Source organism: Chitinophaga terrae (ex Kim and Jung 2007) (assembly GCF_900107795.1).
GTDB lineage: Bacteria > Bacteroidota > Bacteroidia > Chitinophagales > Chitinophagaceae > Chitinophaga > Chitinophaga terrae.
This window is the reverse complement of the sequence record NZ_FNRL01000007.1, coordinates 182,785-208,191: the sequence shown is the minus strand read 5'-3', so window position 1 is coordinate 208,191 and position 25,407 is coordinate 182,785. Positions and strand designations below refer to the sequence as shown.

Here is a 25,407-nt window from a genome sequence, read left to right as displayed (position 1 = left end):
GCAGTGGTTTTAATCGGCCGACCTGGTAGCCCGGCGGGCCAACTGGTAAAATACTTCATCCATAGAGGATGCGTTGAATTGTTGTTTTAGATTACCGGGAGTATCCAGCGCTTCCACTTTCCCGTCTACCATGATGGTAACCCTGTTGCAGTATTCCGCTTCATCCATATAGTGTGTGGTGACAAACACCGTAATGCCGTTGGCAGCCGCTTCGTAGATCATGTCCCAGAATTGCCGCCGGGTTACGGGATCAACGCCGCCGGTAGGTTCATCCAGGAAAACGATCTTTGGTTCATGGAAGATCGCAACGGAGAATGCCAGCTTTTGCTTCCAGCCCAAGGGTAACCCTGCCACCAGTTTCTTTGCTTCATTGGTTAATCCCAGGTTGCTGATGAGCTGCCGGCTGCGTTCTTTGATAGTGGCGGCAGGCACTCCATAAACGCCGCCAAAGAAAGTGATATTCTCTTCTACCGTCAGGTTTTCGTACAACGAAAATTTCTGGCTCATATAACCGATATTCTTTTTGATGGATTCCTGTTGGGTATACACGTCGTAACCCGCCACGGTAGCCTGGCCGGAGGTCGGGAACGAAAGGCCGCAGAGGATACGCATAGCCGTGGTTTTCCCCGCGCCGTTTGCTCCGAGGAACCCGAAGATCTCTCCTTTGCTCACATCAAAAGTGATCTTATCTACCGCATAAAAATCGCCGAATCTCTTGGTGAGTTCCCGGCAACTGATTACTTTATCTGTCATACTTCCGTATTTGCCCGGTTCATTAACTGTATAAAACTGTCTTCTATCGTTGGCCTGATCTTTTTGATCTCCACGTCTTCCTGGCCCGACCTTACCAGCGCCTGTTCTAGTTCTTCCGGCGATGCAGGAGCGTTTAAGGTAATATGGATATACTCCCCGAACGGGTAGCAACTGGCAATCTCCTTTCGTTTACGCAGCTCCGTTAGTAAGCCGTAAATATTCTTTGCTTTAATAGCGTACAGGGTATCAGGAAACCGGGAGATAATGGTATCCGGCCGCTCTATTGCCATGATCTTTCCTGCCTGCATAAGCGCTATCCGCTCGCAAAGAACCGCTTCATCCATATAAGGGGTAGACACTACGATGGTGATGCCCTGCTTTTTCAACTGTTGCAGCATCTCCCAGAACTCTTTGCGCGATACCGCATCTACACCGGTAGTAGGTTCGTCGAGGAACAGCACTTCCGGCTTGTGTATCAGCGCGCAGCAGAGCGCCAGTTTCTGTTTCATGCCGCCGGAAAGTTTTCCGGCCCGGCGATTGTTAAAAGGTTCTATTTGCCGGTAAATGTCTTTGATCAGGTCATAGTTTTCACGGATGCTGCTTCCAAAGAGCGTGGCAAAGAAATCCAGGTTTTCTTTCACCGTCAGGTCCTGGTACAGCGAGAACCTGCCTGGCATATAACCTATCCTGGCCCTGATCTCCCGGTATTCTTTATTGCAGTCATATCCCAATACTTTGGCTGTTCCCTTATCGGGCAGCAGCAGAGTGGTGAGGATGCGGAACAGCGATGTTTTGCCTGCGCCGTCTGGTCCTATCAGGCCAAACAGTTCGCCGGCTTCCACTTGCAGCGATACGTCATCTGCTGCAATTACCTTCCCTTCTTCGTAGGTTTTGGTGATATGATCCAGCAGTACTGCGCTCATGATTGTTTTTTGTTGATCAACATTTCTGCATACATACCTATTTTCAGGTAGCCATCATTTTTTACCCTTACTTTAATTGCATATACCAGGTTGGCTCTTTCATTTTTTGTCTGTATGGTTTTGGGTGTGAACTCCGATTTATCGGAGATCCAGGTGATCACGCCGGGGTAGGATTTATAGTCCGTCTTTCCCTGGTCTATCCTTACCGTTACCTGCTGTCCCAGCTGGATTTCCGGCAGGGTTGCGCCGGTTACATAAGCTTTCAGGTAAAGGGTATCAATATTGGCGATCTTATACAGCGGCTTGCCAATTGTTGCCATCTCTCCCTGGTAAGCGTATTTCGATAATACGGTTCCGGTAACAGGATTGATGATCTTTCCTTTTCTTACCTGTTCTTCCAGCTGCGCCAGGTTCTTTTCCAACGGCGCTTTCTCGCTTAATATGCTCCTGTTTTGCGTAGCGGTATTGGAATTGTTCAGTTTAAGCTGTTGGCGGGTAACGTTGAGCTGCCGTTCCAGCTGAACGATCAGCGCATTGATATCGTCGAGCTGCTTTTGGGTGGCGGCATCGCTTTTCACAAGGTTCTCTGTTCTGATCCTTTCCCTGTATTGTTGCTGAAGTTGCGCTTCCTGCACCAGCAATTGCCGTTGTACCAGCTGCGTCTGCGGAACCGGGTCTGCTGTCTTCTGGCTTAATGCCTGTATAGTGGCTTGCACCTGTTCTTTTTGCAGGGTTGGGATGGTAACATCCAGTTGTCCTACTATGTCTCCAGCTTTTATTTGCGCGCCTTCCTGGAGGGGAAAGGAAAGTATCTGGCCATTTTGTTCGGCAGATACGATCACTTCATCCGCTTCGAAATTGCCAGATGCATCGTAATCCAATTTGCCTCCTCCGCAGCTGCTTATAAAGAGGGTTAAGAAAATGCCTGCTGTTAGGTTGTATTTCATATATGAAGATTGATCAGTTTCCGGAAGTGTTTTTAAAATTGTATTCGGCCAGTAGCAGCTGTATGCGGTGCAGGATACGCGATTGCTTCGCCTGGTTCTCGGCATTCAGCTTGGAGATGTATTCATGGACGGTGATAACCCCGTTGTCGAGCTGCGCCTGGGCCGACTGGCGAACAGACGACCGGAGGGCTATTACTTCATCGTCCTGCGAAATGAGTTTCGAGAATTTATCTATATCCTTATCCTGCTGCCAGAGCGACAGATGGGTGTTGAAGAGAAATGTCTCCTTGCTGATGTCTGCCAGTTGCCTGCTGATCTCGAATTGCTGCCGGTTGTTCCTCAGGGTGTACAGGGCGCCGAGCGACCAGCTAAGCCGGATACCGCCTATCCACCAGGCGCCGAAGCTATTGTCGACAATATTGAGGGTAGGCCTGCCGTAAGCTCCTTGCAGGAATGCGTTTAACCTGGGCAGATAGCCGGTTTTGAGTTGTTTTTCCTGCGTGTCATAATATCTTTTCTGCGCATCGTATAAGGCAAGTTCCGGCCGGTTGATGGTAAAATTCTTGGCCTGGGGAGCGGGGTAGGTAAGCCGTATGCTGTCGTTAAGCGGCTGGTTCACAAAAAGGCTGAGCATTTTAATATAGCCTTGCCTGTTAGCCTGCAACTCCGTAGCCGCCATATCTGCATTTCCTATTTCTGCTTTCAGCTCATCAACATTGCTTCGGAAGGCTACCCCGTTGTTCAGCGCTGCCTGTGCCTTATCCGCCGCGCTTTGGAGGTCTGCTTTTCTTAGCTGGTTCTGTTCCAGTTGCGCTTCCAGCAGGAGGATGCCAAAGTATAACTGGGTTACCCGTTCTTTAATGCTGTACAGGTTCACTTCCAGTTGTTGCTGTTGTACCTGCTCGTTGCTCCGGCTGTTCTCTTTCTGGAATTTGCTGACGCCCCCGTCGTAAAGTTGCTGGGAGATCTCTGCCTGTATCTTATACTGGTCTTTGCTCAGGCTTGGAAATGTAATGCCCGGAAGGGGAGGGATGACATCCGAAAAATTAACGGTAGTGGATTGGTAAGTGGCCTGCCCGTTGATGCTGAGCTGCGGCAGGTATTGTTTCCCTGCATTTTCCACCGCATAGGAAGCGCTTTTGCTGATCAGGTCATGCTGCTTTATCAGCGGGTAGTTCTCCCGTGCCAGCCTGTAACACTCGTCCAGGGTCAGTGTATTGGTTTGCGCTGCGATCGCCGCCGGGCATAGCATCGCCACCAACCAACCTGTTATCTTCATTTTCTTCATGTGATAGCAGATATAAGTAGTTTAAAGGATCAAGGTCTGATCAGTATAGCCCCGGAATTATTTCAACATGCTCTTGATCCACAAAGGGATCAGTTGCTTCCGATCTTCTATAAATGCCTTAAAAGCTTCAGGGTTCAGGATATTACTCCTGTCCAGTAATGGCCTTGCGAGGAAGGGCATTACCATAAAGCCGATTAAATTAACGAGTATGTGAAGGGGATTGACTGAGAGTTTGCCGTTTGCCTGTAAAGCAGCCAGTTGCTGGAAGAAATGAGATTGAAAGATGGCGTCTTTACGGTTACCTTTTAAAATAGTATCGCCGCCCGAAAACAGTTCGTTGACCATAAACAGCGGGAAATTGGGATTCTGCAGGAGCAAGGCAGTATAATAACTGACCAGCTGCTCTATCTTTTCGTGGAGCGACAGGTTACGGTCATTCAGTATGCTGGTAACGCCTGTGAAAAGTTGCTCCACTACTTCGCTCATCACCAGCTGGAACAGTTTTTCCTTGCTTCTGAAATAATAATTAACCAGCGAGAGATTGATATCCGCTTCCGCAGCTATATCCCTGATCTTGGCCGACTCGTAACCTTTTCTGGTAAATACGATCCTGGCGGCAGCAATGATCCTTTCCTCCGTGGAGGCATCCATAGAAACTTTCTTCTCCCTGGGCATGGAAAACTGTTTATGACACAAAGATATAAACAAAAGTACAAAATTGAACAACTTTTCAAAACAACTTTTCAAACTTGCACGCAAAGGTTTCACGCAGAGAGGCATAAGGAGCAAAGCGCGCAAAGATTTTTGGATCGAAGCGGATTTTAAGAGGCAAAGGTGATATTTGGACCGAAGCGAATTTTAAGAAGCAAAGGCAGTAGAGATTGTGTTATATAACTCAATCTCTACTGCCTTTGCTTTCTTATTTTCCTTAATAAAAATCTTTGCGCGCTTTGCTCCTTATGCCTCTCTGCGTGAAACCTTTGCGTGAAATTACAAAAGGTCTTTTACGGGTTTGCCCACGCAGCCGTTAGGCATTTGGATGTGCAGCATTGCGGCCAGCGTTGCCGCGATGTCGGTCATGTGTACAGTGTCGTTGGTTGCACCGTGTTTAACATGCCAGCCCATAAATACCAATGGGATATGGATATCGAACGGATTCCAGTTGCCATGGGTAGTACCTTTCAGGGAACCTTCGAACCATCCTGGTTCAGGGATAATGATAACAGCGCCTGTACGTTTAGGGTTGTAGCCATTGATCGCCATTGATTTGATCGGCTCCGGCAGTGGGCTGTTGCCTATATTGTCCAGGTCTGCAGCGAACTGGATACCGGGTTGTGACTGAAAGTAGTTCACGGTTTCGGCTTTCACTGCATTATAATCTAATTTGGACGCTTTGATCTTTGCTTTATCGAAGCTCACATGGTAGTTCATAATAGATGAAACCAGTTTGCTTACCCCGAAGCGTTCAGTTAACACGCTGTCCAGGCCTGCTGCAAGTTTGCTTCTTTCTACCTGTCCGGCTGGCAGTTGATGCTCCTGCATAAACCTGATGGAGTGCGCGGCGCCATGGTCGGCAGTCAGGAATACCAGGTAATTGCCTTTACCAACACGTTGGTCCAGGTAGCTGAAGAAGGAAGACAGGTCTTTGTCCAGGCGGAGGTAAGTATCTTCCACTTCTATGGAGTTAGGACCGTATTTATGTCCAACGTAATCGGTAGATGCGCAGTTGATGGTGAGGAAATCAGTTGCTTCTCCTTTACCCAGGTCGTACCCGTCGATTGCCGCTTTGGCAAAGTTCAGGGTCAGCGTATTGCCGAAAGGAGTAGAGCGGATGATCCCGGGATCTTTCTTATACACGTCTTTCAGTTCATGCGGGAAAACCGGTGATTTCTCGCCGGCCGACAAACCTTCCCATTCTACATCGTCAGCAGTGCTTTGCTTATATGATTTGATAGGATACAAGGTTTCCCAGTCTTTCGACATCAGGTTCTTAGGCTCGTTCCTTTTATTAAATTTCTTAACCCAATCCGGCAGTTCATTCATATACCAGCTGCTGGTAACGAAGCTGGCATTTGCATCATCGAACCAGAAAGCGCCGTTAGGCGTATGGCCGGCCGGCAGGATTGATGCGCGGTCTTTTAATGAAACGCCCACTACTTTAGAGCGGAAGTTGGTTGCAAGTCTCAGTTCATCAGTGATTGTGCTGGCAAGCAGGTTGCGGGGCGACATTTTGCCTGCGCTGCTTGTAGTGCCAACTGGCTGTACCAGCGTGTCTTCCGTGCAGTACCATTTACGGCCGGTCACCTGGTCGGGCCAGTCGTTGCCTGTAATACCGTGAATAGCCGGCACGCTACCTGTGTAAACGGTACTGTGCCCTACTGCTGTAAAAGAAGGAAGATGGCTGATGTAAGTGTTTTCGCAGGAAAAGCCTTCTCCTAATAACCGTTTAAAACCGCCGTTCTCATAACGGTCGTAATACCTGTACAAATAGTCCCAACGCATCTGATCTACAACGATGCCTACAATTAATTTGGGTTTTTCATTGACCACCTGTGCGGATGCTGTTAACCCCTGCAGTACAGTAAATGCTCCGAAAAGCCCTGCTACTACAGCTTGTTTCATTCCATTCATAAGCTGATTTATTGCAATTAAAAGAATCGACCCTCCAATAGGGAAGGGGCAAACGTAAGAAAAAATGTATTATTTGGTTATTTTTTTGGCTGAACGGTAATTATCTGTTCTTTTTAGGTTGATAAACCCTTACCCAGTCTACCAACAACTCCTGCGGCAATACTGAATCGTCTATCGGTCCTGGCCAGTCGGCGCCCATGGCAAGGTTGAGCAGTATATAGAACGGATGCCTGAAAGCATTGAAATCCCCGGCCTGTGCTTTTGCTAAAGGGAAGCGATGATATACGCTGTCATCAAACCAGACAGATAATTCATCCCTGTTCCATTCCACTGCATACACATGGAAATCGTCGTGCAGCGACGGCGCACTGATCTTGCTGCCACTGGAGGTATGTCCGCCGCCTGCTTTCCCCCAGTGTATGGTGCCATAGATATTGGATGGCTCATTGCCGATGAATTCCATGATATCGATCTCGCCTGCCATAGGCCAGCCACCGTGGCTATGGTCGGCGCCCAGCATCCAGATGGCAGGCCACATGCCGCCGCCGGCAGGCAGTTTTGCCCTTACTTCGATCCTGCCATAGGTAAATGCAAACTTTTTATTGGTATTGATGCTGGCGCTGGTATACCTCGCCAGGCTGTCTTTCCGGTTCCATTCCCTGGAGCCGGGATTGTAAGCCGCATTGGGCCAGTCTTCCTTCCGCCCTTTGATATGCAGCAGCCCATCGGCTACCTGGATGTTCTCCGGCCTGGCATTGGTGTAGTATTGCTGCTCCCGGTTCCGTACATGGCCTACTTCATAACTCCATTTGCTGGTGTCAGGCAAGCCGGTATAATTAAATTCTTCCTGCCATATCAGTTTCCAGCCTTTCTTCTTCTGGGCTGCGGCAGGCTGGCAGGTAAAACTGCATAATCCCGCGATCATCGAAGCGGCTATCATAATTTTGTTCACTGGCATCGTAACGTGGTTTTTGACAAGATAGAAATATTACGGCAAGGATAAAAGCCGAATCGCTCATTTGCTCGTATATACCATACGTTTACAACCAAATTGGCGGGTTTATTGTAATAGGTCCAATAGCCATTTGATCCCCTTACTATCGGAATAAGAGTCATAATTGTTTAGCTATATGCGCAAATCGTTCGTTCTGTTTATTGTTCTACTGGTCGGCATTTTACTGGCACTTATCAGCGTCATATTTATAGGATACAGGGTACATCAGCGGAGCGCCGACTCTCTATTGCAGGCTACCGATACCCTGGCGGCAGACGATCCCAGCATTCACCTGCTGGATTCGGCCATCTTTACTTTAAACGATGCAGAAAACAATTTCAGGATATATACAGCACTGTACGAACGGAAAAGTCTGGCCCGGTTCTCGGAGCAACTGGGCAGCGTACTGGACATCATCGACACGATCAGCACAACGCTCGACGCTACCTATAACAGCCAGCAGCTGAATAACCTGGTAAGAAGAAGGGACGACGTATCCAGGAATATTGCCAGGCTGAAAGCAACCGCCGATTCGCTATTGGTTGTTGCGGGAAACAGCAACTTTGCCGACAGGATCATCAGCAAGATCCCCGACTATTCTGCCACCCGGGTAAAACAGGAGAAAGTAACGATGGATACAGTTTCCGCTACCAACCTGCCAAAGAAAAAGAAAGGAATACTTAAAAGATTGGGAAATGCCGTGGCAAACAGGATGGATACTGTTGGTACAGCGGTAACCATCCTTGTTAAAACACCCGATGGCAGGGTGTTGGATAAATCGGCCTACGACTCTCAGCAACTTAAAAGGATCATCAACGAGATCAATCTTTACTACAAGCGCGTGATCAGGGAACAATTGAGCGACCGCCTGCGGCTTAACCAGGAAGAATCATCGCTGGCCGGTACAAATATGCTGATCATGAGCGAACTTAAAAGCCTCCTGTATGCGCTGCGTGAAAGAGCAAGGGAGGAAGCTGTAGCCGAACGTGCCGGCGCCCGGGAGATAGTGAAAGCAAGCACCCGTAAAATGCAGCAACTGGCCTGGATAGCATTGGCTTTATTATTTATCTGCACCCTGGTTATTACCCGGAACACCATCATCAACCGGAACCGGAACCGTGAACTAAAAGCACAACGGCAGGAAGCCAGGGAAACAACCCGGATAAGGACGGAGTTTATGAATAACATGAGCCATGAAATGCGGACCCCATTGAATGCAGTCATTGGACTCTCGGAACAGTTGCTCTATTCTCCGCTGAATATCACCCAGAAAGAAACCGTACAGCATATTGTTGCGGCAGCGGATCACCTGCTGCAGGTAGCGAACGACGTACTGGATTTTTCCAGACTGGAAAAGAATTATATCTCCCTTAACCCTCAGCCATTCGTTTTATACCAGGTATTCAATGAAGCCGTTGCAATGATGAGAGTGCAGGCGCTGAAAAAGGGGCTGGTATTCGAAGCAACTTTTGATGGCGATAAAACAGGCCAGGTACATGGCGATCTTTTCCGTCTTAAACAGATACTCCTGAACCTGATCAGCAATGCAGTCAAGTATACGGAAAAAGGGACAGTAACGGTTAAGGCTACACTCGCAGGGAAAGACGCGGATAATAGGCTGTTCAGGTTCTCGGTAATAGATACCGGGGAAGGGATTGCAAAGGAGGCCATTCCTCACCTGTTCGACAGGTTTTTCCAGGCAGGCAACCAGATAAAGGGCGCCGGCCTTGGTCTGGCTATTACCAAGCGTTTGCTGGTTCTGCAAGGCGGAGATATAACGGTAGAAAGCGAAGTAGGGAAAGGAAGCACTTTTTCATTCGAAATTCCTTACCCCAAAGTTGAAATGCCATTGATGCAGGAAACACCGCCCAGGGACGTGGAAGAACCAACCGGCGCTTTTATGGAGGGCAAATATGTGCTGATCGCCGACGACCAGGAAATGAACCTTCTCTTGCTGAAAATGATACTTACGCGCTGGAAATGTCAGTTCGATATGGCCACCAGTGGTACTGCAGCGTTGGAGCTGTTTCAACGGAATAATTACGACTTTGTATTGCTGGATCTTCATATGCCGGGCCTCATGGGAACAGAGGTCATGGAACAGATACGCCAATCTCCTGATCCGCGGAAAGCCAGCGTGATCGCATTGGCGCTCAGCGCCAATCTCTCGGCTGCCGATGAAGAGGCTATCAGGCAAGCCGGTTTCAATGGCTGGCTACTGAAGCCTTTCAGGGAAAAAGACATTTATTCTGCGATCATGAAGTTCATGAACGCATAGTTACTGCCACCCCCCGCCTAACGCCCGGTACAGGTAAACAATTGATTGCAGCCTTTGCAAGTGATCATTGATCTGCTGCAACTGTGCCTGCAATAAACTTTGCTGGGCATTGAGCACTTCCGTATAGTTGGCAAATCCATATCTTACCAGCTCCTGCGTGTATTCAACGGATTTTTGAAGATTCAGCAGCTGCAGCCTCCGGGTGTTGCTTTTATCCATCGCTGTCTGGTAGCTGAACAAGGCATTAGAAACTTCCTGTCCTGCCGTCAGCACTGCCGACTGGAACCCTAACGCAGCCTGTTGTTGCTGTTCCCTGGCTATTTTCAGCCTGGCCTTGTTGATCCCCTGGTTGAAGATAGGTTGGGTTAAACCCGCTACCAGGTTGCTCACAAAAGATCCCGGGCCGGTGAACGAACGATAGGCCGAATAGCCGCCGGAAGCGCTGATGTTCAGGGAAGGATAAAATTGAGCCCGTGCAACATTTGCCAGTTGAAAATAATACCTGAGGTTATATTCGGCTTCCTGTATATCCGGTCTGTTGGCCAGCAGCTGCATGGGTACCCCCGTTTTGAGCAGCATAATAGGAAGCTGGTCGTTCAGGCTGTCCCGAGCGATCGGGCCCGAGGGTACGCCCAATAAAATGCACAACTGGTTCTCCGTTTCCCGGATCGACTGTTTCAGGTCGGGGATAGTTACTTCTGCCGCGTACCTGCTGGCTTCACTCTGTACCACTGCCGCGCCGGTCACTACGTCGGCTATTTTCAGCGCCTTCATTACTTCCACCGTAGCTTCCCGGTTAACAACCGTTTGCTGGGTTATTTTTAATTTTTCGTCCAGTGAGAGAAGAAGGTAGTAGTTGTTGGCTATCTCTGCTACCAGGGCGGTTTGCACCGCTCTTGCATTGGCGCCGGCCTGCAGGAAGGCAGCGAGGTTGGCCCTTTTAGAACTCCGGAGCTTTCCCCATATATCCGCTTCCCAGTTTGCGGTTACTTCCGCGGTATAGACCTGGCTGGTAATATTGCGTTGCGTATTGACGGTGTTGCTGGCTCCCGCAAAAGTAGCCGATGCATCGGCATTAACAGCAGGGAACAATGCCAACCTGCTTTGGCGGTATGAAGCATCCGCCTGCCGCATCCTCGAATAGGCTACCTGGAGGTCAAGGTTATTTTTTATACCCGCTTCTATCAGTTGTTGCAGCAGGGTATCTGTAAATATCTCCCTCCAATGAAGGGTAGCAATGGTGTTGGTATCTGACGTGCCTGCGTCCCTGTAGAGGTTCGACTGCGTAATACCAGGCGGCGTATACGGTTTCATGACGTTGCAGGAAAACCAGCTTCCGGCAGCTATCAGCAAAATCGCAATATGTAGTTGTTTATTCAAACGCATGTGCTATCATTTGATCTTTACAGCTTTTGGCCGTTTTACTTTTTCTTGTAAAAGCTGGAAGAGGATAAAAAGGGTTGGGGTGATGAAGATCCCAAACACGGTACCTATCAGCATTCCGCCTACCGCCCCGGTGCCTATTGACCTGTTGCCGTTTGCACCGGCGCCAGTTGCGATCATCAGGGGGATCAATCCCAGTATGAACGCAAAGGATGTCATGAGAATAGGCCTTAACCTTGCCTTGGCGCCGTTAATGGCCGCCTCGGGGATGCTCATCCCCGCGCGTCGCCTTTCCACGGCATATTCTACGATCAGGATCGCATTCTTGGCCAACAGCCCTATCAGCATAATGAAAGTGATCTGCACATAAATATTGTTGCTAATGCCAAAGAGCTTCGCAAAAAGGAAAGCGCCGAAGATCCCCACCGGGATAGTGAGCAGGATGGCCAGCGGAAGAATATAGCTTTCGTACTGGGCGCTCAGCAACAGGTATACGAAAATGAGGCAGAGCAGGAAGATGTATATGGTTTGCTTATTACCGGAAAGTTCTTCCCTGGTGATACCCGAAAACTCGTAACCAAAGCCGGGTGGCAGCGCTTCCGCCGCGGCCCTCTGGATAGCCGCGATAGCCTCTCCTGAACTGTATGCCGGGTTGGGCGTTCCGTTGATACTGATGGAATTGAAAAGATTAAAGCGGGTGATCGACTGCGGGCCATAGGTCTGGCTCAGCGTCACAAACTCAGTAATAGGCACCATCACGCCATCGGCTGTACGAACAAATACTCCGTTCATGGTTTCCGGCGTTGTCCGGTATTCAGGCGAAGCCTGTACCATTACCCGGTACTGCTGCCCGAACTGGTTGAAATTGGAGGCGTAAATACCACCATAGTAACCCTGCATGGCGCTGGTAATATCTGTTACTTTCAACCCTGCATCTTTGATCTTCGGCACATTTACTTCCATCAGGTATTGCGCAAAGTTGGGATTGAAAGATGTAGTAGCAAACTGTATCTCCGGTTGTTCGTTCAGTACATTCAGGAAGTCTTTCCCTACTTTATAGAAATGTGCTATATCGCCGCCTGTTTTATCCTGCAACTGGAAGGCAAACCCGTTGGATGCCCCGAAACCCTGGATAGTGCCGGGCGCAAAAAACTTTACTTCCGCCTCGGTGAAGTTGGCAGTTTTCTGGTTCAGCTCTTTGATGATCTGCTGGATAGTTCTCGTTCGCTGATCCCAGGGAATGAGCCGCATTACTACCATGCCATAGTTGCTGCCGGTTCCGGAGAGCTGTCCGCGCCCCGTTACCGCCAGCACGTTATTGATCTCGGGGATAGTTTTCACCAGCGATTCAATTCTCCTGGTAACTACATCCGTTCTTTGCAACGAAGCTCCCGGAGGCAAACTGATATTACAGTTGATAGTACCCAGGTCTTCTTCCGGCACAAACCCCGTAGGCGTCGTTTTAGCCAGTATGACCAGTCCCGCGCTGAAGAGTACAAGGATGGCCACAGGTAACCATTTATGTTTGCTGAAAAAGGATAAGGTATCCGTGTATTTCTTCGTAACCCTTTCAAATCCTACGTTAAATGCAGTATAAAAACGTTGCAGGAAGTTTTGCTTTTTATGTTTATCATCATGCGGTTTCAGGAACAGGGCGCAGAGCGCAGGGCTCAGCGTCAGCGCATTAATGGCCGATAAAATAATGGACGTGGCAAGCGTAAGCCCGAACTGCTTATAGAACACGCCGGAAGAACCGGTAATAAAGCTTACGGGGATGAAAACCGCCGACATGACAAGGGTAATGGATATAATGGCGCTGCTGATCTCGTCCAGCGCGTCGATGCTGGCCTGCCTGGCGTCTGAAGCGCCCTGGTCAAGCCGCGCATGCACCGCTTCCACTATCACGATGGCATCATCCACTACAATACCTATAGCCAGTATCAAAGCAAACAGGGTCAGTAAGTTGATGGTAAAACCAAAAAGCTTTAAAAAGAAGAAGGTGCCGACAATTGCCACGGGTACGGATATAGCCGGGATTAACGTGGACCTGAGATCCTGCAGGAAAAGGAATACAACGATGAATACCAGTATGAACGCCTCAAACAAGGTATGCAATACTTTTTCTATCGATGCAGAAAGGAACCAGTCAACGTTCTGCAATACCACGTATTTCACTCCGTTGGGGAACGATTTAGAGGCATCTTCCATTACTTTCAGCGTTTGGGTGATCACGTCGCGGGCATTGGAGCCGGCTACCTGTGCAACGCTGATAGAAACGGCCGGATAACCATTGGTGCGGGTACTATTGAAATAACTCAGGGCGCCCAGCTCTATCCTGGCAACATCTTTAAGCCTCAGCAACCGGCTGCGCAGGTTGGAACGTAATACAATATTGCCAAACTGGGTAGTATCTATGAGGGTGCCTGGATATTTTATAACATATTGGAACGACTGGCCGCCGCTTTCCCCGAACTGTCCCGGAGCCGCCTGTATATTCTGCTCTGCCAGCGCAGCGGTAATATCTGCCGGCACAAGTCCATAAGAGGCCATGGCCTGGCTGTTCAGCCAGATGCGCATGGAATAGTCCATATTTCCGGAAGCTGACGCGTCGCCTACACCGGGTATGCGTTTAATCACCGGCGTTATATTGATATCTGCATAGTTCTGCAGGAAGGTCTGGTCGAAAGATGGATTGGTACTGTAGATAGAAAAGATGAGCAGGTTGCTGGTCTGCTTCTTCTGCACGGTAACGCCCGAACGAACAACGTCCTGCGGCAGTTGTGGATTGGCCCTGGCTACTGCGTTCTGTACGTTCACAGCCGCCATATTCGGATCGCTGCCTATCTTGAAGCTCACTGTAATATTTGCAGAACCGTCGTTACCGGCGGTGGAAGTAATATAGTCCATGTTCTCGACCCCGTTGATCTGCTGTTCCAGCGGCACGATCACGCTTTTCAGCACAACATCCGCATTGGCGCCGCTGTAGCTGGTCTGCACCTGGATGGTAGGAGGCGCAATATCCGGGTACTGGCTGATGGGTAGCGTTACCAATCCTATGATCCCCAGGGTAACAATGATGATTGAAACTACTGTTGATAATACCGGCCGTTCAATAAATCTTTTTAGCATGGCGTTCTTTTTACAGGCTTTTAAACAGGCTGTCGGCATTCACCGGCCGGGGAGCGATCAACTGGTCTTCTCTTAAACTGCCGATACCATCTACTACTATTTTATCGCCGGGTTTCAGCCCGTGTTGCACAACGAACGACTGGCCGGCTGCATTTACATTGGAGCCGATATCTACGGATCTTACTTTGTTGTCTGCATCCAGCACATACACGAACAGTTTTCCCTGTATCTGGTAGGTAGATTTCTGGGGTACGAGTAACGCCGTATCGATTGGTTGGGGTATTCTTACAATGGCGCTGCTGCCGCTTCTTACCAGGCCGTCAGGATTCTCGAAGGTAGCCCTCATATTGAGCGCCCCGGTTTGCGGGTTGATCAGCCCACTGGCGGTTTCTACCCGTCCGGGTTTCGGGAGCACAATCCCGTTGGCCAGCACCAGGCTTACCGGTGGCAGGGTTTTCAGTTTCTCCTGCATGGTTGTTCCCTTGGAAGAAAGGAAGAAGTCGAGTCCCTGCCGCTCGTTAATAGAGAAATAAGCGTAGATCTGCGATATATCCGATACCGTAGTCAATGGGTTGGTGGTATTGCTGTTCACCAGGCTGCCGATCTTGTAGGGGAGTATGCCTATAACCCCGTCGGCAGGGCTGTAGATCGTTGTATAACTGAGATTGGTCAGCGCGTTCTGGTAAGCGGCCTGTGCCTGCGCCAATGCGGCCTGTTTAGACTGCAGGGTATACTGGGCAGATTCCAGTTCATATGCACTCACGATATCTTTCTCTACCAGCGGTTTTACTTTATTCACCTGCATGGTAGCGGCGTTCACATCGGCAATGGCAATCTTGATATTGGCTTTGGCAGTGTTTACGTTTTGTTCGTATTGGGGAGCGTTGATCTTGAACAACAGTTGGCCTTTTTTAACAGTAGCACCTTCGTCAACATAAATAGCTTCTACATAACCATCTATTTTCGGTCGGATCTCGATATTCTGGATACCCTGTATAGTGGCCGGGTAGTCAGAGTTGATGACTGCTTTTTGCCGTTGTACTGTGATGACCGGGTACGATTTGATCCCCTGGGTCGCGGTACCGCCTTTTTTCGATTTGCAGGCTCCCAGGATCCCCAGTAGTAGCATAGCGGCAACTATTTTCCTCATAATTTTTAAAACTTCGTTTAAACTGAACAGTGAGCTTTGATATAAACACTAACCTATCGGTAAAGGTTATTGTTCAATCTCCGACAGGATATTTTTACGAAAGTTTAGCCGGGGCGCTAAGATTTTACCGGTTTTTTTCTTTGTTCCATATAACCAATCATCTAAATGTTTATGAAACAATGGGTATTTGTGGCAGCTCTGGGGTTGTCAGTGTCTGTAAAGGCGCAACAGCAGTTCACTTTGCAGGGGAAATTCAAGGACAGCAAACCGGGAGCTATGGCCTTGCTCGACAGGCGGACCAGCGGAGAGATCATACAGGACTCGGCCTACCTGGTGAACGGGCAGTTTGTGCTAAAAGGAAAAGTAAGCGCTCCTGAACTGGCAATGCTGATCATTAAAGAGAAAGACGGCGAAGGGGAACCCGAAAGGCGCCTGCTTTACCTGGAACCGGGAACAATCAGGCTGGCGGGAAATTCTCTTTCTACTGCCGCAGTGGAATCAGGAACGGTTAATAAAGGGTTTGAAGATTACAAACGCTATATTTCAGCTTTCGACAGCGCTATGGCTGGTATCAACCGCGACTTCGCCGCTTCTACGCCGGCACAGCAAAAAGATACCGTTTTTATGAATGGCCTGAACAAAAGGTATCACGAGGCTATCAGCCAAAAACAGCAATTGCAGCAGCAGTACGTGAAGGAGCATCCTGCCTCTTTCTTCAGCGTGGTGGCCCTGAAAGAACTGGCTGTCATGAATAACATGAACCTGTCTGTGCTTACGCCAATGTTCAACAGCCTGAATGCCGATGTCAGAAACAGCGCTGCCGGTAAAGAATTCCAAAAGGCGATGGACACCGAAAGAAAACTCGCAGTAGGGGCAGTGGCGCCGGATTTTGTACAGAATGATATCAACGATCACCCGGTAAAATTATCTGATTTCCGCGGTAAGTATGTACTGTTGGATTTCTGGGCTTCCTGGTGCGGACCGTGCAGGCAGGAAAACCCTAATGTACTGGCTGCATACAGGAAGTACAAAGAAAAGAATTTCATGGTGCTGAGCGTATCGCTGGATCAGCCGGGCAAGAAAGCTGCGTGGTTAGGCGCTATTGAAAAAGACGGGTTAGGCGATTTTGTGCATGTATCTGACCTGAAATACTGGGATAATGCCGTTGCCAAACAATACGGGGTCAGAGGGGTACCAACCAATTATTTACTGGGACCTGATGGCCGCATCCTCGGCAAGAACCTGAGAGGCCCTGCCCTGGAAGCAAAGCTGGCAGAGGTTATAAAATAAACAGGAGCGCCGGGGACATATTCTCCCCGGCGCTTTTTTAAATGCTGTTACTGAGCTAACATGTAATTCACCATCCAGGAAATACCATACGCATCTTTCACCAATCCAAACAATGCGCCCCAGAAAGTTTTTTCCATAGGCATTATCACTGTTCCGCCTTCAGAAAGCGCAGCAAAAAGGCGTTTTGCTTCTTCTTCATTGTCCGGGTTCAGCGCCAATGCAAAATTATTGCCCTCCTGGAAGGCGGGACTGCCTTCGGGAGTATCGCTTCCCATCAATAAAGTACCACGCCCTATCGGAAGCGCTACGTGCATGATGTTGTTTTCGGGGCCGGGGGCAGATGCCGCCGTTTGCAGGCGCGTCGCCAAATCGTGATAACGTCTGGAATTCTGTTTGGAATACAGACCTGTAAAAATTGAAAGCGGCTTCACAATTGCCGTCAAACTGTAAATAAGGATTAACTGCTGCCATTGTTAATGTTGTTTTGCAAAACAAAGATATGGCTGCCCTGTTGTTACACCGGCGGTAGAACAGGACAATCGTGGGGGCGGTCAGGACATCTTTTTATTCCCATTTAAACAGCCTGACAGAGAAGAAGGCAACGATCACAGACCAGATAGCCAAACCTGCCAGCTGCACAGGTATCTGCCAGATATGCAACCCCTCGAACGCAATTTTGCGAAGGCCATCCACGAAGAATGTCAGCGGTAAAAGCTCACAGAAACTTCGCAGCCAGGCGGGGTAATCTTCTATCGGGAAAAATAATCCGCATAGTAGGATCTGCGGTACGGTTAAGGTATTGGCCACAGGAGCTATAGAACTTTCATTTTTGATAAGGCCACTGATAATAAATCCTATCCCCATAAAAATGATCAGCCCAAAAACCGATAACAACAGCATTTCAAGGAAGGTGACAAGACCGTTAACCAGTGTGAATTTAAAGGCATAATAACCCAGTGCGGTGATGATGATAAAACACAGTATCTGGAAGAGCAACCTGCTGATCATTTCTCCCAGCAATAAAAAAGAATTTTTAATGGGAGTTACAGACAAACGTTTTAACACCAGGGTATGCCGGAGATTAAAGAGGAGGAATGCAGAACCGAATACGCCCGCCATCAGCAGGGAGAATCCCAGTTGCCCCGGTAAGATAAAATCTATTTTCCTGTATATCCTTCCCGGTATTTCAACCACCTGGATGCTTGCGGCCACCGGCTGGCCAGGCAATACCTGCTGGTTAACGCCCGATGCGGCTTCCTGTAAAGCGGCCTTTATCAAGGGCAGTTTATCTGCCACTGCGCTGCTGGCTAAAAGATCTGTTCCGAAAAAAGGAACGTTGTTCTTCATTGCAGGACTATGAAGGTGCAGGATACCCGCAATCCTTCCCTTGCTTAGCGCAGTAAGCATAGCGGCTGAATCGGCGCCCGCCGATAATTTGAAAAAAGGAACAGCCTTGATGGCCTTATACATAGGGCTGGTTGTATCGCTATGCGGAGAAAGGACCAACGAAACCTTAACAGCCGAATTGTCGACCATGGCGCCGAAAACGGTTACGAATATCAGCGGGAACAATAACGCAAACACAACGGATGTAGGGCTCCTGATAGTTGCTATCAAGCTGGCTTTTGCCAGCACCAATGCTGCTTTTAACTGACTGTATTTTTTCTTTGACATATGGGATCATTACCAGATAAACGGAAGCAATATTTTTCTTTCAACCGGGTAACCTGCAAATTGTTGGCGATACCACCGGTGGTTGGAGATCGCCCTGGGCACCAGGTTGGCACAGGTCCATACCGCAAATGCCAAGCCGGGCAAACTCCAGGTCAGGATTGCAAATCCCGCCCATTCCAGCATCTCTCCACTTAAATTAGGCGAGGTAAGATATTGAAACAATCCTTTCTCTGGTATTTTGTAACCGGTATCGCCTTTTCCACGCAGTTGGATCAACTGGTGATCTGCCCACCAGTTGATGGACATACCTGTAATAAACAGGCATGTGCCAAGCAGGAAAGCAGGGGAGTAGAACCAGCCGGATGGATAAACAGCCCACCTGGCAAACCAGCAACCTAACAAGGAACCATTCACGGTATTGAAAACAATGGCCGATAGCATGATGGCCACCGGCATTTTCTTGCCTTTCGTACGGATCCTGAACGGAAAAATAAAGCTGCGGTTAATGTAGTGTACTGTGAACAGGAGGATCATTACTCCGGCGGGGCTTGTCCAATTAACTGAACCGGGAGGCAACCAGCAATAGAAGGTAACCAGCACCGTCGCTTCCATGATCAGCCACCCGGTCCGGTTGCTGATCATCGGTCCCCATTTTGTGCTGCTGAACCGCCCGTAAGGAGCGTCCTGCTTCAGCAGGTAGATACCGGCGACCAGGGCCAGCGCTATCCAGCACCATATAAATGTTCTGTACTGTTCAAATGTAAAGTTGTTGATCATAAGATAGCTCCCGTTTCTTTAAACCAATTAATTGTGTCCTGCAGGGTAGTTTCAAAGGGCCGGGGATGAAAACCGAGATCCCTGGCCGCCTTGGTATGACTTATCTTCCTGTTGCTGTAAATAAGGTTATATACGGATTGCCTGGTGTAATAGGGCGGGCCACCTGTAATCCGTGACCAGGCATTGACCAATGGCAGCATGCCAAACACCAGCCATAACGGCGCCACCGGCAACCTGACAGGCCTTCCTCTTAACTTGCCGATGCTGTATGCCAGTTCGGCCAGGCTTTTCCAGTGACCGCTGATAATATATACCTGACCTTTCGCGCCCTGGCGTATGGCCTGTACAATAGCCATTCCAAGGTCCCTTACATCCACGAAATCCACCCCGCCGGGGAACAAGGCGGGTATCTTTCCCTTATAAAGGTTGATGACCGCTTTCCCTATCAGTGAAGGGGCATGATCATGAGGGCCGATCACGGCGGTTGGCGCCAATACGATAACATCCATTTCAGGGCTGTCAAAGGCCAGCGCACAGGCCTGCGATAATGTTTTCGAGTAATCGTACCCGGGAGTAACAGAGGTAGAAGGAGGTCTTGATTCATCCATCGGTTCATCGTAGGGATATTGGTTAAACGCAGTGATGGAACTCAGGTGAATAAACCTGCGGACGCCCGCCTCCCTGGCTGCTGTTAAGATAGCTTCGGTACCTGCGGTATTGAGATGGTGAACGCGTGGATCGGGTTTATCGCTGACACTGATCACCGCTGCCAGGTGAATAACCACAGAGGCGCCACGGGTGAGGGCCGCCAGGCTGGCGGCATTCTCCAGGTCGCCATGCACCCAGGCAACGCCGGGCGGAGCTTCAGTTATGGGCCGCCTGGTTAGCAACCTAAGGGTATGTCCTTGTTCCAGTAATATCGGGATGAGCGCCGAACCAATAAATCCTGTTGCCCCGGTTATTGCAATCTCCATTTTTCTGAATAAATAGGAGCATAAGATAAGGTTTTAGCTCCAATGGAGGGCTTTTTATATATTTGTCGTGAAAAGTACTGAATTATCATTTAGCCGTCACAACGATGAGAAGCAAAATTTACAGACCGCATCCGGCTTTGCAGGATTTTGTACACTGTATTAGTATCTATGCTGTAGACTTTAGCCAAAACAATGACCTGACAAATATTTATCGCTTTGTACCCGCCTACCAACGTTATATCATTTTTTACCTGGAAGATCCCATTAAAGTATTCAAAAGCGAAAAGGAAGGATATGTCACCAAGCCGGTTTGTGTAACAATCGGTCCGCAGGAACAACCCGTGACCCTCGATATGGGGCAAAAACACCTGGCGTTTTGCATTGCTTTCCAGCCAGGCGGCCTGCATAGGTTGCTGAGGATCCCCATGCCGGAACTTTATGAAAAAGACATTGATACCCGCCTGCTCCTGGGTTCGGAAATAGATGAAATCACAGAACGGTTGAAAGGAGCGGAGGACTGGGATGAAATGACCCGTATAGTGGAATTCTACCTGTTGAAACGAATCGAAAAAATAAAGCCTTTATTGCCTGTAGACAGGGCCATGGGCGAATTGGTGAGGAGCCAGGGGAGGAAATCGATGGATGAAATAGCGGCCCTGGCCTGTATGAGCCTCCGCCAGTTTGAAAGGAAATGTAATGAACGCCTGGGCATGTCCCCGAAACAATATGCCATGCTGATCCGCTTTTGCAAAGCCTACCAGATGAAAGAAATGTTTCCCCAGAAAACATGGACGGAAATTGCCTACCATAGCGGGTATTACGATCAGATGCACTTTATCCGCGAATTCAAGAGGTTTGCCGGGATCACTCCCTCCTTTATCCAGGAAGACGAATTAAAAGCCACTATCCGGCTACATAAGTTCATGGAGTAAAAAAATGTCGTATTTGTACTATGAAGAGGTTGCTAGTCAAGATAATTTTGCAACGAATTCAGTACACGGCTTTTCTCCATGAGGTAGCATGATCCGGCAAATAGGAGCCTGGTTCACCCAAAACAACATTTAAAAGGAATGTTTGCCCGCTATCTCAACTGGCCGGAGCCAGTTGTTATGTTATTACTATGCCTGAAATTTTAATTGCCATTCTAAAATAGGGTTAAATTTCATTCATCGTTTTAGCCCCAATAATATTATATGGTAATGAAAATTGACTATATAAACGATGCTGTAACCGACAACTGTACTAAAAAATTAAGGATGATGAGATCTGATTTTCATCAACCAAAATCTGAATAAGTTTTTTCTATTTCTTGATCCTATTAAAGTAGACCGTTCATTTTTATGAACAGTATTTTCTGTACTATTTCCTTGGGGAAGGAAATCTTACAGAGTCATAGTTTTCGGCTGCACCGACAGGGCAGCCGTTTTTTTTTGATAAAATTTCAAGACAGAATTATTACCATTGCATAAATCAAGAAAAATTTAGCTATGCGACTTAAATTCTGTTCCACGTTAGTAATTAGTTTCTGTAGCTGGCAGCTGATGGCTCAGACTTCACTGCCTAAAACAGTGGCAGCGGGGGCGCAACCTGTCCTGGTATCCAGCCAGTTTGCATTCACGGAAGGCCCCGCAGCAGATAAGAAGGGAAATATTTACTTTACAGACCAACCCAACAATGCTATCTGGAAGTACGACACAAAAGGTAAACTTTCCCTGTTCCTGGATAAAGCGGGAAGGGCTAACGGGCTGTATTTCGACAGGAAAGGGAACCTCATTGCATGCGCTGACGAAAAAGACGAACTATGGCTGATCTCTCCTAAAAAGAAAGTAACAGTATTGGTGAATAATTTCGGCAACAGGCGGTTGAACGGGCCTAACGACGTTTGGGTTGCACCTGACGGCGGTATCTTTTTTACAGACCCGTATTACCAACGCGAGTACTGGGACCGCAAACAGCCCGATATTAAAGAGCAACGCGTGTATTACCTGGCCCCTGGCGCCAAGGAACCTGTAATAGCGGCAGAAGACTTTAAAAAGCCCAACGGCATTATAGGTACTAAAGATGGTAAAACCGTGTATGTGGCGGATATAGATGGAGGAAAGATCTACAGGTACGCTGTAGGAGAGGGTGGAAAGCTGGTTAACCAGGAAGCAGTTACAAATTTTACTACGGATGGAATGGCGTTAGATGAAGATGGAAACCTTTACCTGTGTGGCAATGGCATCAGGGTGATCAATAAAAATGGAGAACAGATCGGGCATATACCTATTCCTGAAAGCTGGACGGCTAACGCCTGCTTTGGTGGAAAAGACGGGAAGCTCCTGTTCGTTACCGCCGGCAAAAGTATTTATACAGTAAAAATGAATGTAAAGGGTGCAGAGTGATTGCAGTGAAAATAAAACAGGAAGGCAGCAGGTAACTGACGCCTTCCTGTTTTCCTTTATTTTTTAGCTGGCAGGTCCAGTCTCATTAGCAGGTCGGTTTGTACCTCGTTCCCCAGTTTGAATGGATGTTTGTCGAAAACCTCGAACCGGTTCTTTTCATAGAATGCTATTGCATTTTTGTTATGTTCCCAGACGCCCAGCCACAGGAATGGCGCATTAACCGCAATGGCGCTGTCGATGGCCTGGTCCAGCAATTGCTGGCCAATCCCTTTTCCCTGCCAGGCTTTAGTTACGTATATCCGTTCCAGTTCTACCGCCTTACTGTTGAATAACTCTGTCTGGGCGCTGCCGAAGTTTAATTTAAGATACCCTACAGGGTCTATTTTATGCATTGCCCAGAAGAACTCAGATTCAGGGTTTGATAGTTCGGCGGTTAACCTGGGAATGGTAAAGTTTTGCTGTGCATACAACTGCATATTGGCTGCAGTGTTAGAGGAGGCAAAGGCTTCTTCAAAAGTTTGCCTGGCAAGTTTTTGCAGTAACTCTGCTTCCGCAGTGATTGCAGGCACGATAAGAATGCTGTCCATTGATGATAAGCTATTATATTTATTCTAAATTTTGGGTATGCGATTATCTTTAAAAAGTGCATTGATTGTATTATCACTTTTTCTTTTAAGCGGAATATTACTGGGCCAGAATTTGGTTTTCAAAAATCACGAGGCTGTCAAATTGCCTGATATTCAGGAGGGTGATATTATTTTTCAGATATCAGTATCAGATTTTAGTACGGCCATTCAATTAGCAACACATTCCAAATATAGTCATTGTGGTATAATTTTTAAAAGAACCGACGGCTGGTATGTATATGAAGCCTTGCAACCGGTGCGATACACGCCTATACGTCAATGGATTGCACGGGGCAAAAAAGATCATTTTGTAATAAAGCGACTGAAGAATGCCAACACGGTGCTAACGCCCGATGTTATTGCCAGGATGAAAGAAGCAGGAGAGAAGTATAACGGGAAAGATTATGATCCTTACTTTGGCTGGTCCGACCAGCGGATATATTGTTCCGAACTGGTATGGAAAATATACCACGAAGTTACAGGACTGGAGATCGGCCGTTTACAGACGCTGAGATCCTTTGACCTGTCGAGCCCCCAGGTGAAAAAGCAGATGGAGATCATTTACCAGGGTAACATACCATACGATGAACCGATCATTTCCCCGGTGGCCATGTTCGAATCGCCGTTGCTGACAGAAGTGAATTGAATTTTACTGGTCGTCTTTTCTTCGCTTATAGGTAGGCCTGCGATAGGCGGCGGGATCGGGTACATCCGTCCAGAAATGCTGGTACTGTATAACCCAGTGGCCTATAGCCGCCAGCTGGCTGAGTACAACCGTGCAATAACGTTCCCTTCCTTCTTTGCGGATGGTTACCAGCCCGCATTTGGTAAGTATGCGCAGGTGCTTGGATATGGCGGGCCGTGTCATGTCAAAATTATGCGCCACTGCGTTAACCGGCAGCGATGCATTGGCTAATAAACTGATGATCTGTCTGCGTGTGGGGTCGGCGATTGCCTGGAAAACATCCATAAGTAACCGTTTGGTTACGAAAATAAAAATAAATTTTATTAGAACTTCCTCTTCGCATAGCTTATTTTAGCCGGCTCAAATCATGCTATATGTTCCGCAGGTTAATTATACTATCCGTTTTTGTTTTTTCAGTTATTGCCGTAGCTGCACAGGTATCCAACGTCAATATTGTTTTTATAGGCAACAGCATCACCAGGGGAGCGGGCTTGCCCAATGCGGCTGAGGAAGCGGCGCCGGCTAAAGCGGTGGCCTGGTTACAGCAGCAATTGAAAGGGAAAGTGGCATTCAGCAACCAGGGTGTAAACGGGGCTACCACCGTAGATTTCCTGCCTTCAACAAACCGGTTGTTCAATAAAGTAACAGATGCAGCCAACCAGTATAAAGATGATCCAACAGCGCAACTGGTGTTTTCTATGGTGTTGGGCACCAACGATTCGGCCATTGAAGGACCGAACGGGGCGCCGGTATCTCCCGCTCAATACGAGAAAAATGTAAAAGCCATTATCGACTCTCTCTTAAAAATGTATCCTCAGAGCATCATAATCCTGCATCATCCAATCTGGTACAGTCCCAATACCCAGAACAGGTCACGATACCTGGCAGAAGGGCTGGCCCGTTTGCAAACCTATTTCCCCGTGCTCGATAAAATGCCTGCTGCTTATCCTTCCAAAGTATTTGTAGGTTATACCAAAGGCTTCATATATTTCAGCAAACACCCGGAGTTGTTCCAGCAGGAAAAAGGCGGCCAGGGCATTTTCCATCTGCATCCTAACCCTGAAGGCGCAGCTGTATTAGGCACAGAATGGGGGAAAGCGATCAGGAAAGTTTTGAAGATTAAGGGTATTAATTAAATCCCTAACTTAGCAATATGGATATTGCATTTGACGACCACGAGCTGGCAGTAAAATACGATGAAGGCATCGATGATATTATTAACTGGGAAGACGTTATACGCATAACAGGCTATAAAGTATATGCGTACCCGGGAGAGATCACCTTTCTTGTATTCACGACCAATAAAGGCGAAGTGCTTGAAGTGAGCGATGAAATGAGCGGCTGGCTCGAACTGTTAGGCGGTTTGCCCACTGTGTTTGCATTGTTACCCGGCTGGGAAGAGCAGTTAACCGATTTAACCCCGGACGACGATAACCTGCTTATCTGGTCTAAATAATCCTCAATTTATCTACATTCAAATAAAATCTTGTTTATTAGTCTATAAAATTTGTAGACTAAAAA

The 25,407-nt window shown here is 48.1% G+C and carries 23 protein-coding genes; 7 read left to right on the top strand and 16 right to left on the bottom strand.

From position 1 onward, the window contains the following. Nucleotides 1-9 precede the first annotated feature (9 nt). From BLV62_RS09985 to BLV62_RS09955, 7 genes are all read right to left on the bottom strand, one after another. The gene (locus BLV62_RS09985; protein WP_089761197.1) at nucleotides 10-753 is read right to left on the bottom strand and encodes an ABC transporter ATP-binding protein; all 744 of its coding nucleotides are present in this window, start codon (nucleotides 751-753) and stop codon (nucleotides 10-12) included. Next, nucleotides 750-1,676 (bottom strand): ABC transporter ATP-binding protein, encoded by a 927-nt coding sequence (locus BLV62_RS09980; protein ID WP_089761196.1) that lies wholly within the window; start codon nucleotides 1,674-1,676, stop codon nucleotides 750-752. Before BLV62_RS09980 ends, BLV62_RS09985 begins: the two co-directional genes overlap by 4 nt. Further along, nucleotides 1,673-2,623 carry an HlyD family secretion protein gene (locus BLV62_RS09975; protein WP_089761194.1) on the bottom strand — a complete coding sequence of 317 codons (951 nt, stop codon included), beginning with the start codon at nucleotides 2,621-2,623 and terminating at the stop codon, nucleotides 1,673-1,675. The genes BLV62_RS09980 and BLV62_RS09975 overlap by 4 nt, the downstream gene beginning before the upstream one ends. A gap of 13 nt (nucleotides 2,624-2,636) precedes the next feature. Next, on the bottom strand, nucleotides 2,637-3,911 hold the full coding sequence (locus BLV62_RS09970; RefSeq protein WP_225889646.1) for a TolC family protein: 1,275 nt from the start codon (nucleotides 3,909-3,911) through the stop codon (nucleotides 2,637-2,639). Between the two features lie 57 nt (nucleotides 3,912-3,968). Beyond that, complete coding sequence (locus tag BLV62_RS09965; protein ID WP_168927931.1) at nucleotides 3,969-4,586, bottom strand: TetR/AcrR family transcriptional regulator; 618 nt, start codon at nucleotides 4,584-4,586, stop codon at nucleotides 3,969-3,971. A gap of 315 nt (nucleotides 4,587-4,901) precedes the next feature. Then, complete coding sequence (pafA, locus tag BLV62_RS09960) at nucleotides 4,902-6,533, bottom strand: alkaline phosphatase PafA (protein WP_089761191.1); 1,632 nt, start codon at nucleotides 6,531-6,533, stop codon at nucleotides 4,902-4,904. Between the two features lie 109 nt (nucleotides 6,534-6,642). Next, entirely contained in the window at nucleotides 6,643-7,500 is an 858-nt protein-coding gene (locus BLV62_RS09955; RefSeq protein WP_089761190.1) for a glycoside hydrolase family 16 protein, read from the bottom strand. Between the two features lie 172 nt (nucleotides 7,501-7,672). Between BLV62_RS09955 and BLV62_RS09950 the strand changes: the two genes are divergently transcribed. Further along, nucleotides 7,673-9,814, top strand: coding sequence for an ATP-binding protein (locus BLV62_RS09950; protein ID WP_089761188.1), 2,142 nt, complete (start codon nucleotides 7,673-7,675; stop codon nucleotides 9,812-9,814). On the opposite strand, the gene BLV62_RS09945 is transcribed toward BLV62_RS09950, so the two are convergent. From BLV62_RS09945 to BLV62_RS09935, 3 genes are read right to left on the bottom strand one after another with little or no spacing between them, the layout of a single operon-like run. Beyond that, nucleotides 9,815-11,200, bottom strand: a complete 1,386-nt coding sequence (locus tag BLV62_RS09945; RefSeq protein WP_168927930.1) for an efflux transporter outer membrane subunit — start codon at nucleotides 11,198-11,200, stop codon at nucleotides 9,815-9,817. A gap of 6 nt (nucleotides 11,201-11,206) precedes the next feature. Further along, entirely contained in the window at nucleotides 11,207-14,326 is a 3,120-nt protein-coding gene (locus BLV62_RS09940; protein WP_089761285.1) for an efflux RND transporter permease subunit, read from the bottom strand. Nucleotides 14,327-14,336: 10 nt separating this feature from the next. After that, nucleotides 14,337-15,476, bottom strand: coding sequence for an efflux RND transporter periplasmic adaptor subunit (locus tag BLV62_RS09935; RefSeq protein WP_089761187.1), 1,140 nt, complete (start codon nucleotides 15,474-15,476; stop codon nucleotides 14,337-14,339). A gap of 171 nt (nucleotides 15,477-15,647) precedes the next feature. Between BLV62_RS09935 and BLV62_RS09930 the strand changes: the two genes are divergently transcribed. Next, nucleotides 15,648-16,766: a TlpA disulfide reductase family protein gene (locus BLV62_RS09930; RefSeq protein ID WP_168927929.1), complete on the top strand. Its 1,119-nt coding sequence runs from the start codon at nucleotides 15,648-15,650 to the stop codon at nucleotides 16,764-16,766. Nucleotides 16,767-16,813: 47 nt separating this feature from the next. On the opposite strand, the gene BLV62_RS09925 is transcribed toward BLV62_RS09930, so the two are convergent. The 4 genes from BLV62_RS09925 to BLV62_RS09910 form a co-directional block, all read right to left on the bottom strand. Further along, nucleotides 16,814-17,209, bottom strand: coding sequence for a VOC family protein (locus BLV62_RS09925; RefSeq protein WP_211117888.1), 396 nt, complete (start codon nucleotides 17,207-17,209; stop codon nucleotides 16,814-16,816). A gap of 121 nt (nucleotides 17,210-17,330) precedes the next feature. Next, nucleotides 17,331-18,440: an ABC transporter permease gene (locus BLV62_RS09920; protein WP_089761183.1), complete on the bottom strand. Its 1,110-nt coding sequence runs from the start codon at nucleotides 18,438-18,440 to the stop codon at nucleotides 17,331-17,333. A 9-nt stretch (nucleotides 18,441-18,449) separates the two neighbouring features. Continuing rightward, nucleotides 18,450-19,217, bottom strand: a complete 768-nt coding sequence (locus tag BLV62_RS09915; protein WP_089761181.1) for a 3-oxo-5-alpha-steroid 4-dehydrogenase — start codon at nucleotides 19,215-19,217, stop codon at nucleotides 18,450-18,452. Then, complete coding sequence (locus tag BLV62_RS09910) at nucleotides 19,214-20,191, bottom strand: NAD-dependent epimerase/dehydratase family protein (RefSeq protein ID WP_089761179.1); 978 nt, start codon at nucleotides 20,189-20,191, stop codon at nucleotides 19,214-19,216. The genes BLV62_RS09915 and BLV62_RS09910 overlap by 4 nt, the downstream gene beginning before the upstream one ends. Nucleotides 20,192-20,295: 104 nt before the next feature. On the opposite strand from BLV62_RS09910, the gene BLV62_RS09905 reads away from it, so the two are divergent. After that, nucleotides 20,296-21,123, top strand: coding sequence for a helix-turn-helix domain-containing protein (locus tag BLV62_RS09905; protein WP_089761178.1), 828 nt, complete (start codon nucleotides 20,296-20,298; stop codon nucleotides 21,121-21,123). A gap of 555 nt (nucleotides 21,124-21,678) precedes the next feature. Beyond that, complete coding sequence (locus BLV62_RS09900) at nucleotides 21,679-22,575, top strand: SMP-30/gluconolactonase/LRE family protein (RefSeq protein WP_089761176.1); 897 nt, start codon at nucleotides 21,679-21,681, stop codon at nucleotides 22,573-22,575. Between the two features lie 56 nt (nucleotides 22,576-22,631). On the opposite strand, the gene BLV62_RS09895 is transcribed toward BLV62_RS09900, so the two are convergent. Then, a complete protein-coding gene (locus BLV62_RS09895) occupies nucleotides 22,632-23,162 on the bottom strand; it encodes a GNAT family N-acetyltransferase (protein ID WP_089761175.1) in 531 nt (176 codons plus the stop codon). A gap of 37 nt (nucleotides 23,163-23,199) precedes the next feature. On the opposite strand from BLV62_RS09895, the gene BLV62_RS09890 reads away from it, so the two are divergent. Continuing rightward, nucleotides 23,200-23,847 carry a YiiX family permuted papain-like enzyme gene (locus BLV62_RS09890; RefSeq protein ID WP_089761173.1) on the top strand — a complete coding sequence of 216 codons (648 nt, stop codon included), beginning with the start codon at nucleotides 23,200-23,202 and terminating at the stop codon, nucleotides 23,845-23,847. Between the two features lie 3 nt (nucleotides 23,848-23,850). Here BLV62_RS09890 and BLV62_RS09885 read toward each other — a convergent pair whose 3' ends face one another. Further along, nucleotides 23,851-24,171 (bottom strand): ArsR/SmtB family transcription factor, encoded by a 321-nt coding sequence (locus BLV62_RS09885; RefSeq protein WP_089761172.1) that lies wholly within the window; start codon nucleotides 24,169-24,171, stop codon nucleotides 23,851-23,853. An 89-nt stretch (nucleotides 24,172-24,260) separates the two neighbouring features. On the opposite strand from BLV62_RS09885, the gene BLV62_RS09880 reads away from it, so the two are divergent. Both BLV62_RS09880 and BLV62_RS09875 read left to right on the top strand, forming a co-directional pair. Then, nucleotides 24,261-25,022, top strand: coding sequence for an SGNH/GDSL hydrolase family protein (locus BLV62_RS09880; RefSeq protein WP_089761170.1), 762 nt, complete (start codon nucleotides 24,261-24,263; stop codon nucleotides 25,020-25,022). A gap of 17 nt (nucleotides 25,023-25,039) precedes the next feature. Next, nucleotides 25,040-25,342: a hypothetical protein gene (locus BLV62_RS09875; RefSeq protein WP_089761168.1), complete on the top strand. Its 303-nt coding sequence runs from the start codon at nucleotides 25,040-25,042 to the stop codon at nucleotides 25,340-25,342. Nucleotides 25,343-25,407: the final 65 nt, after the last annotated feature.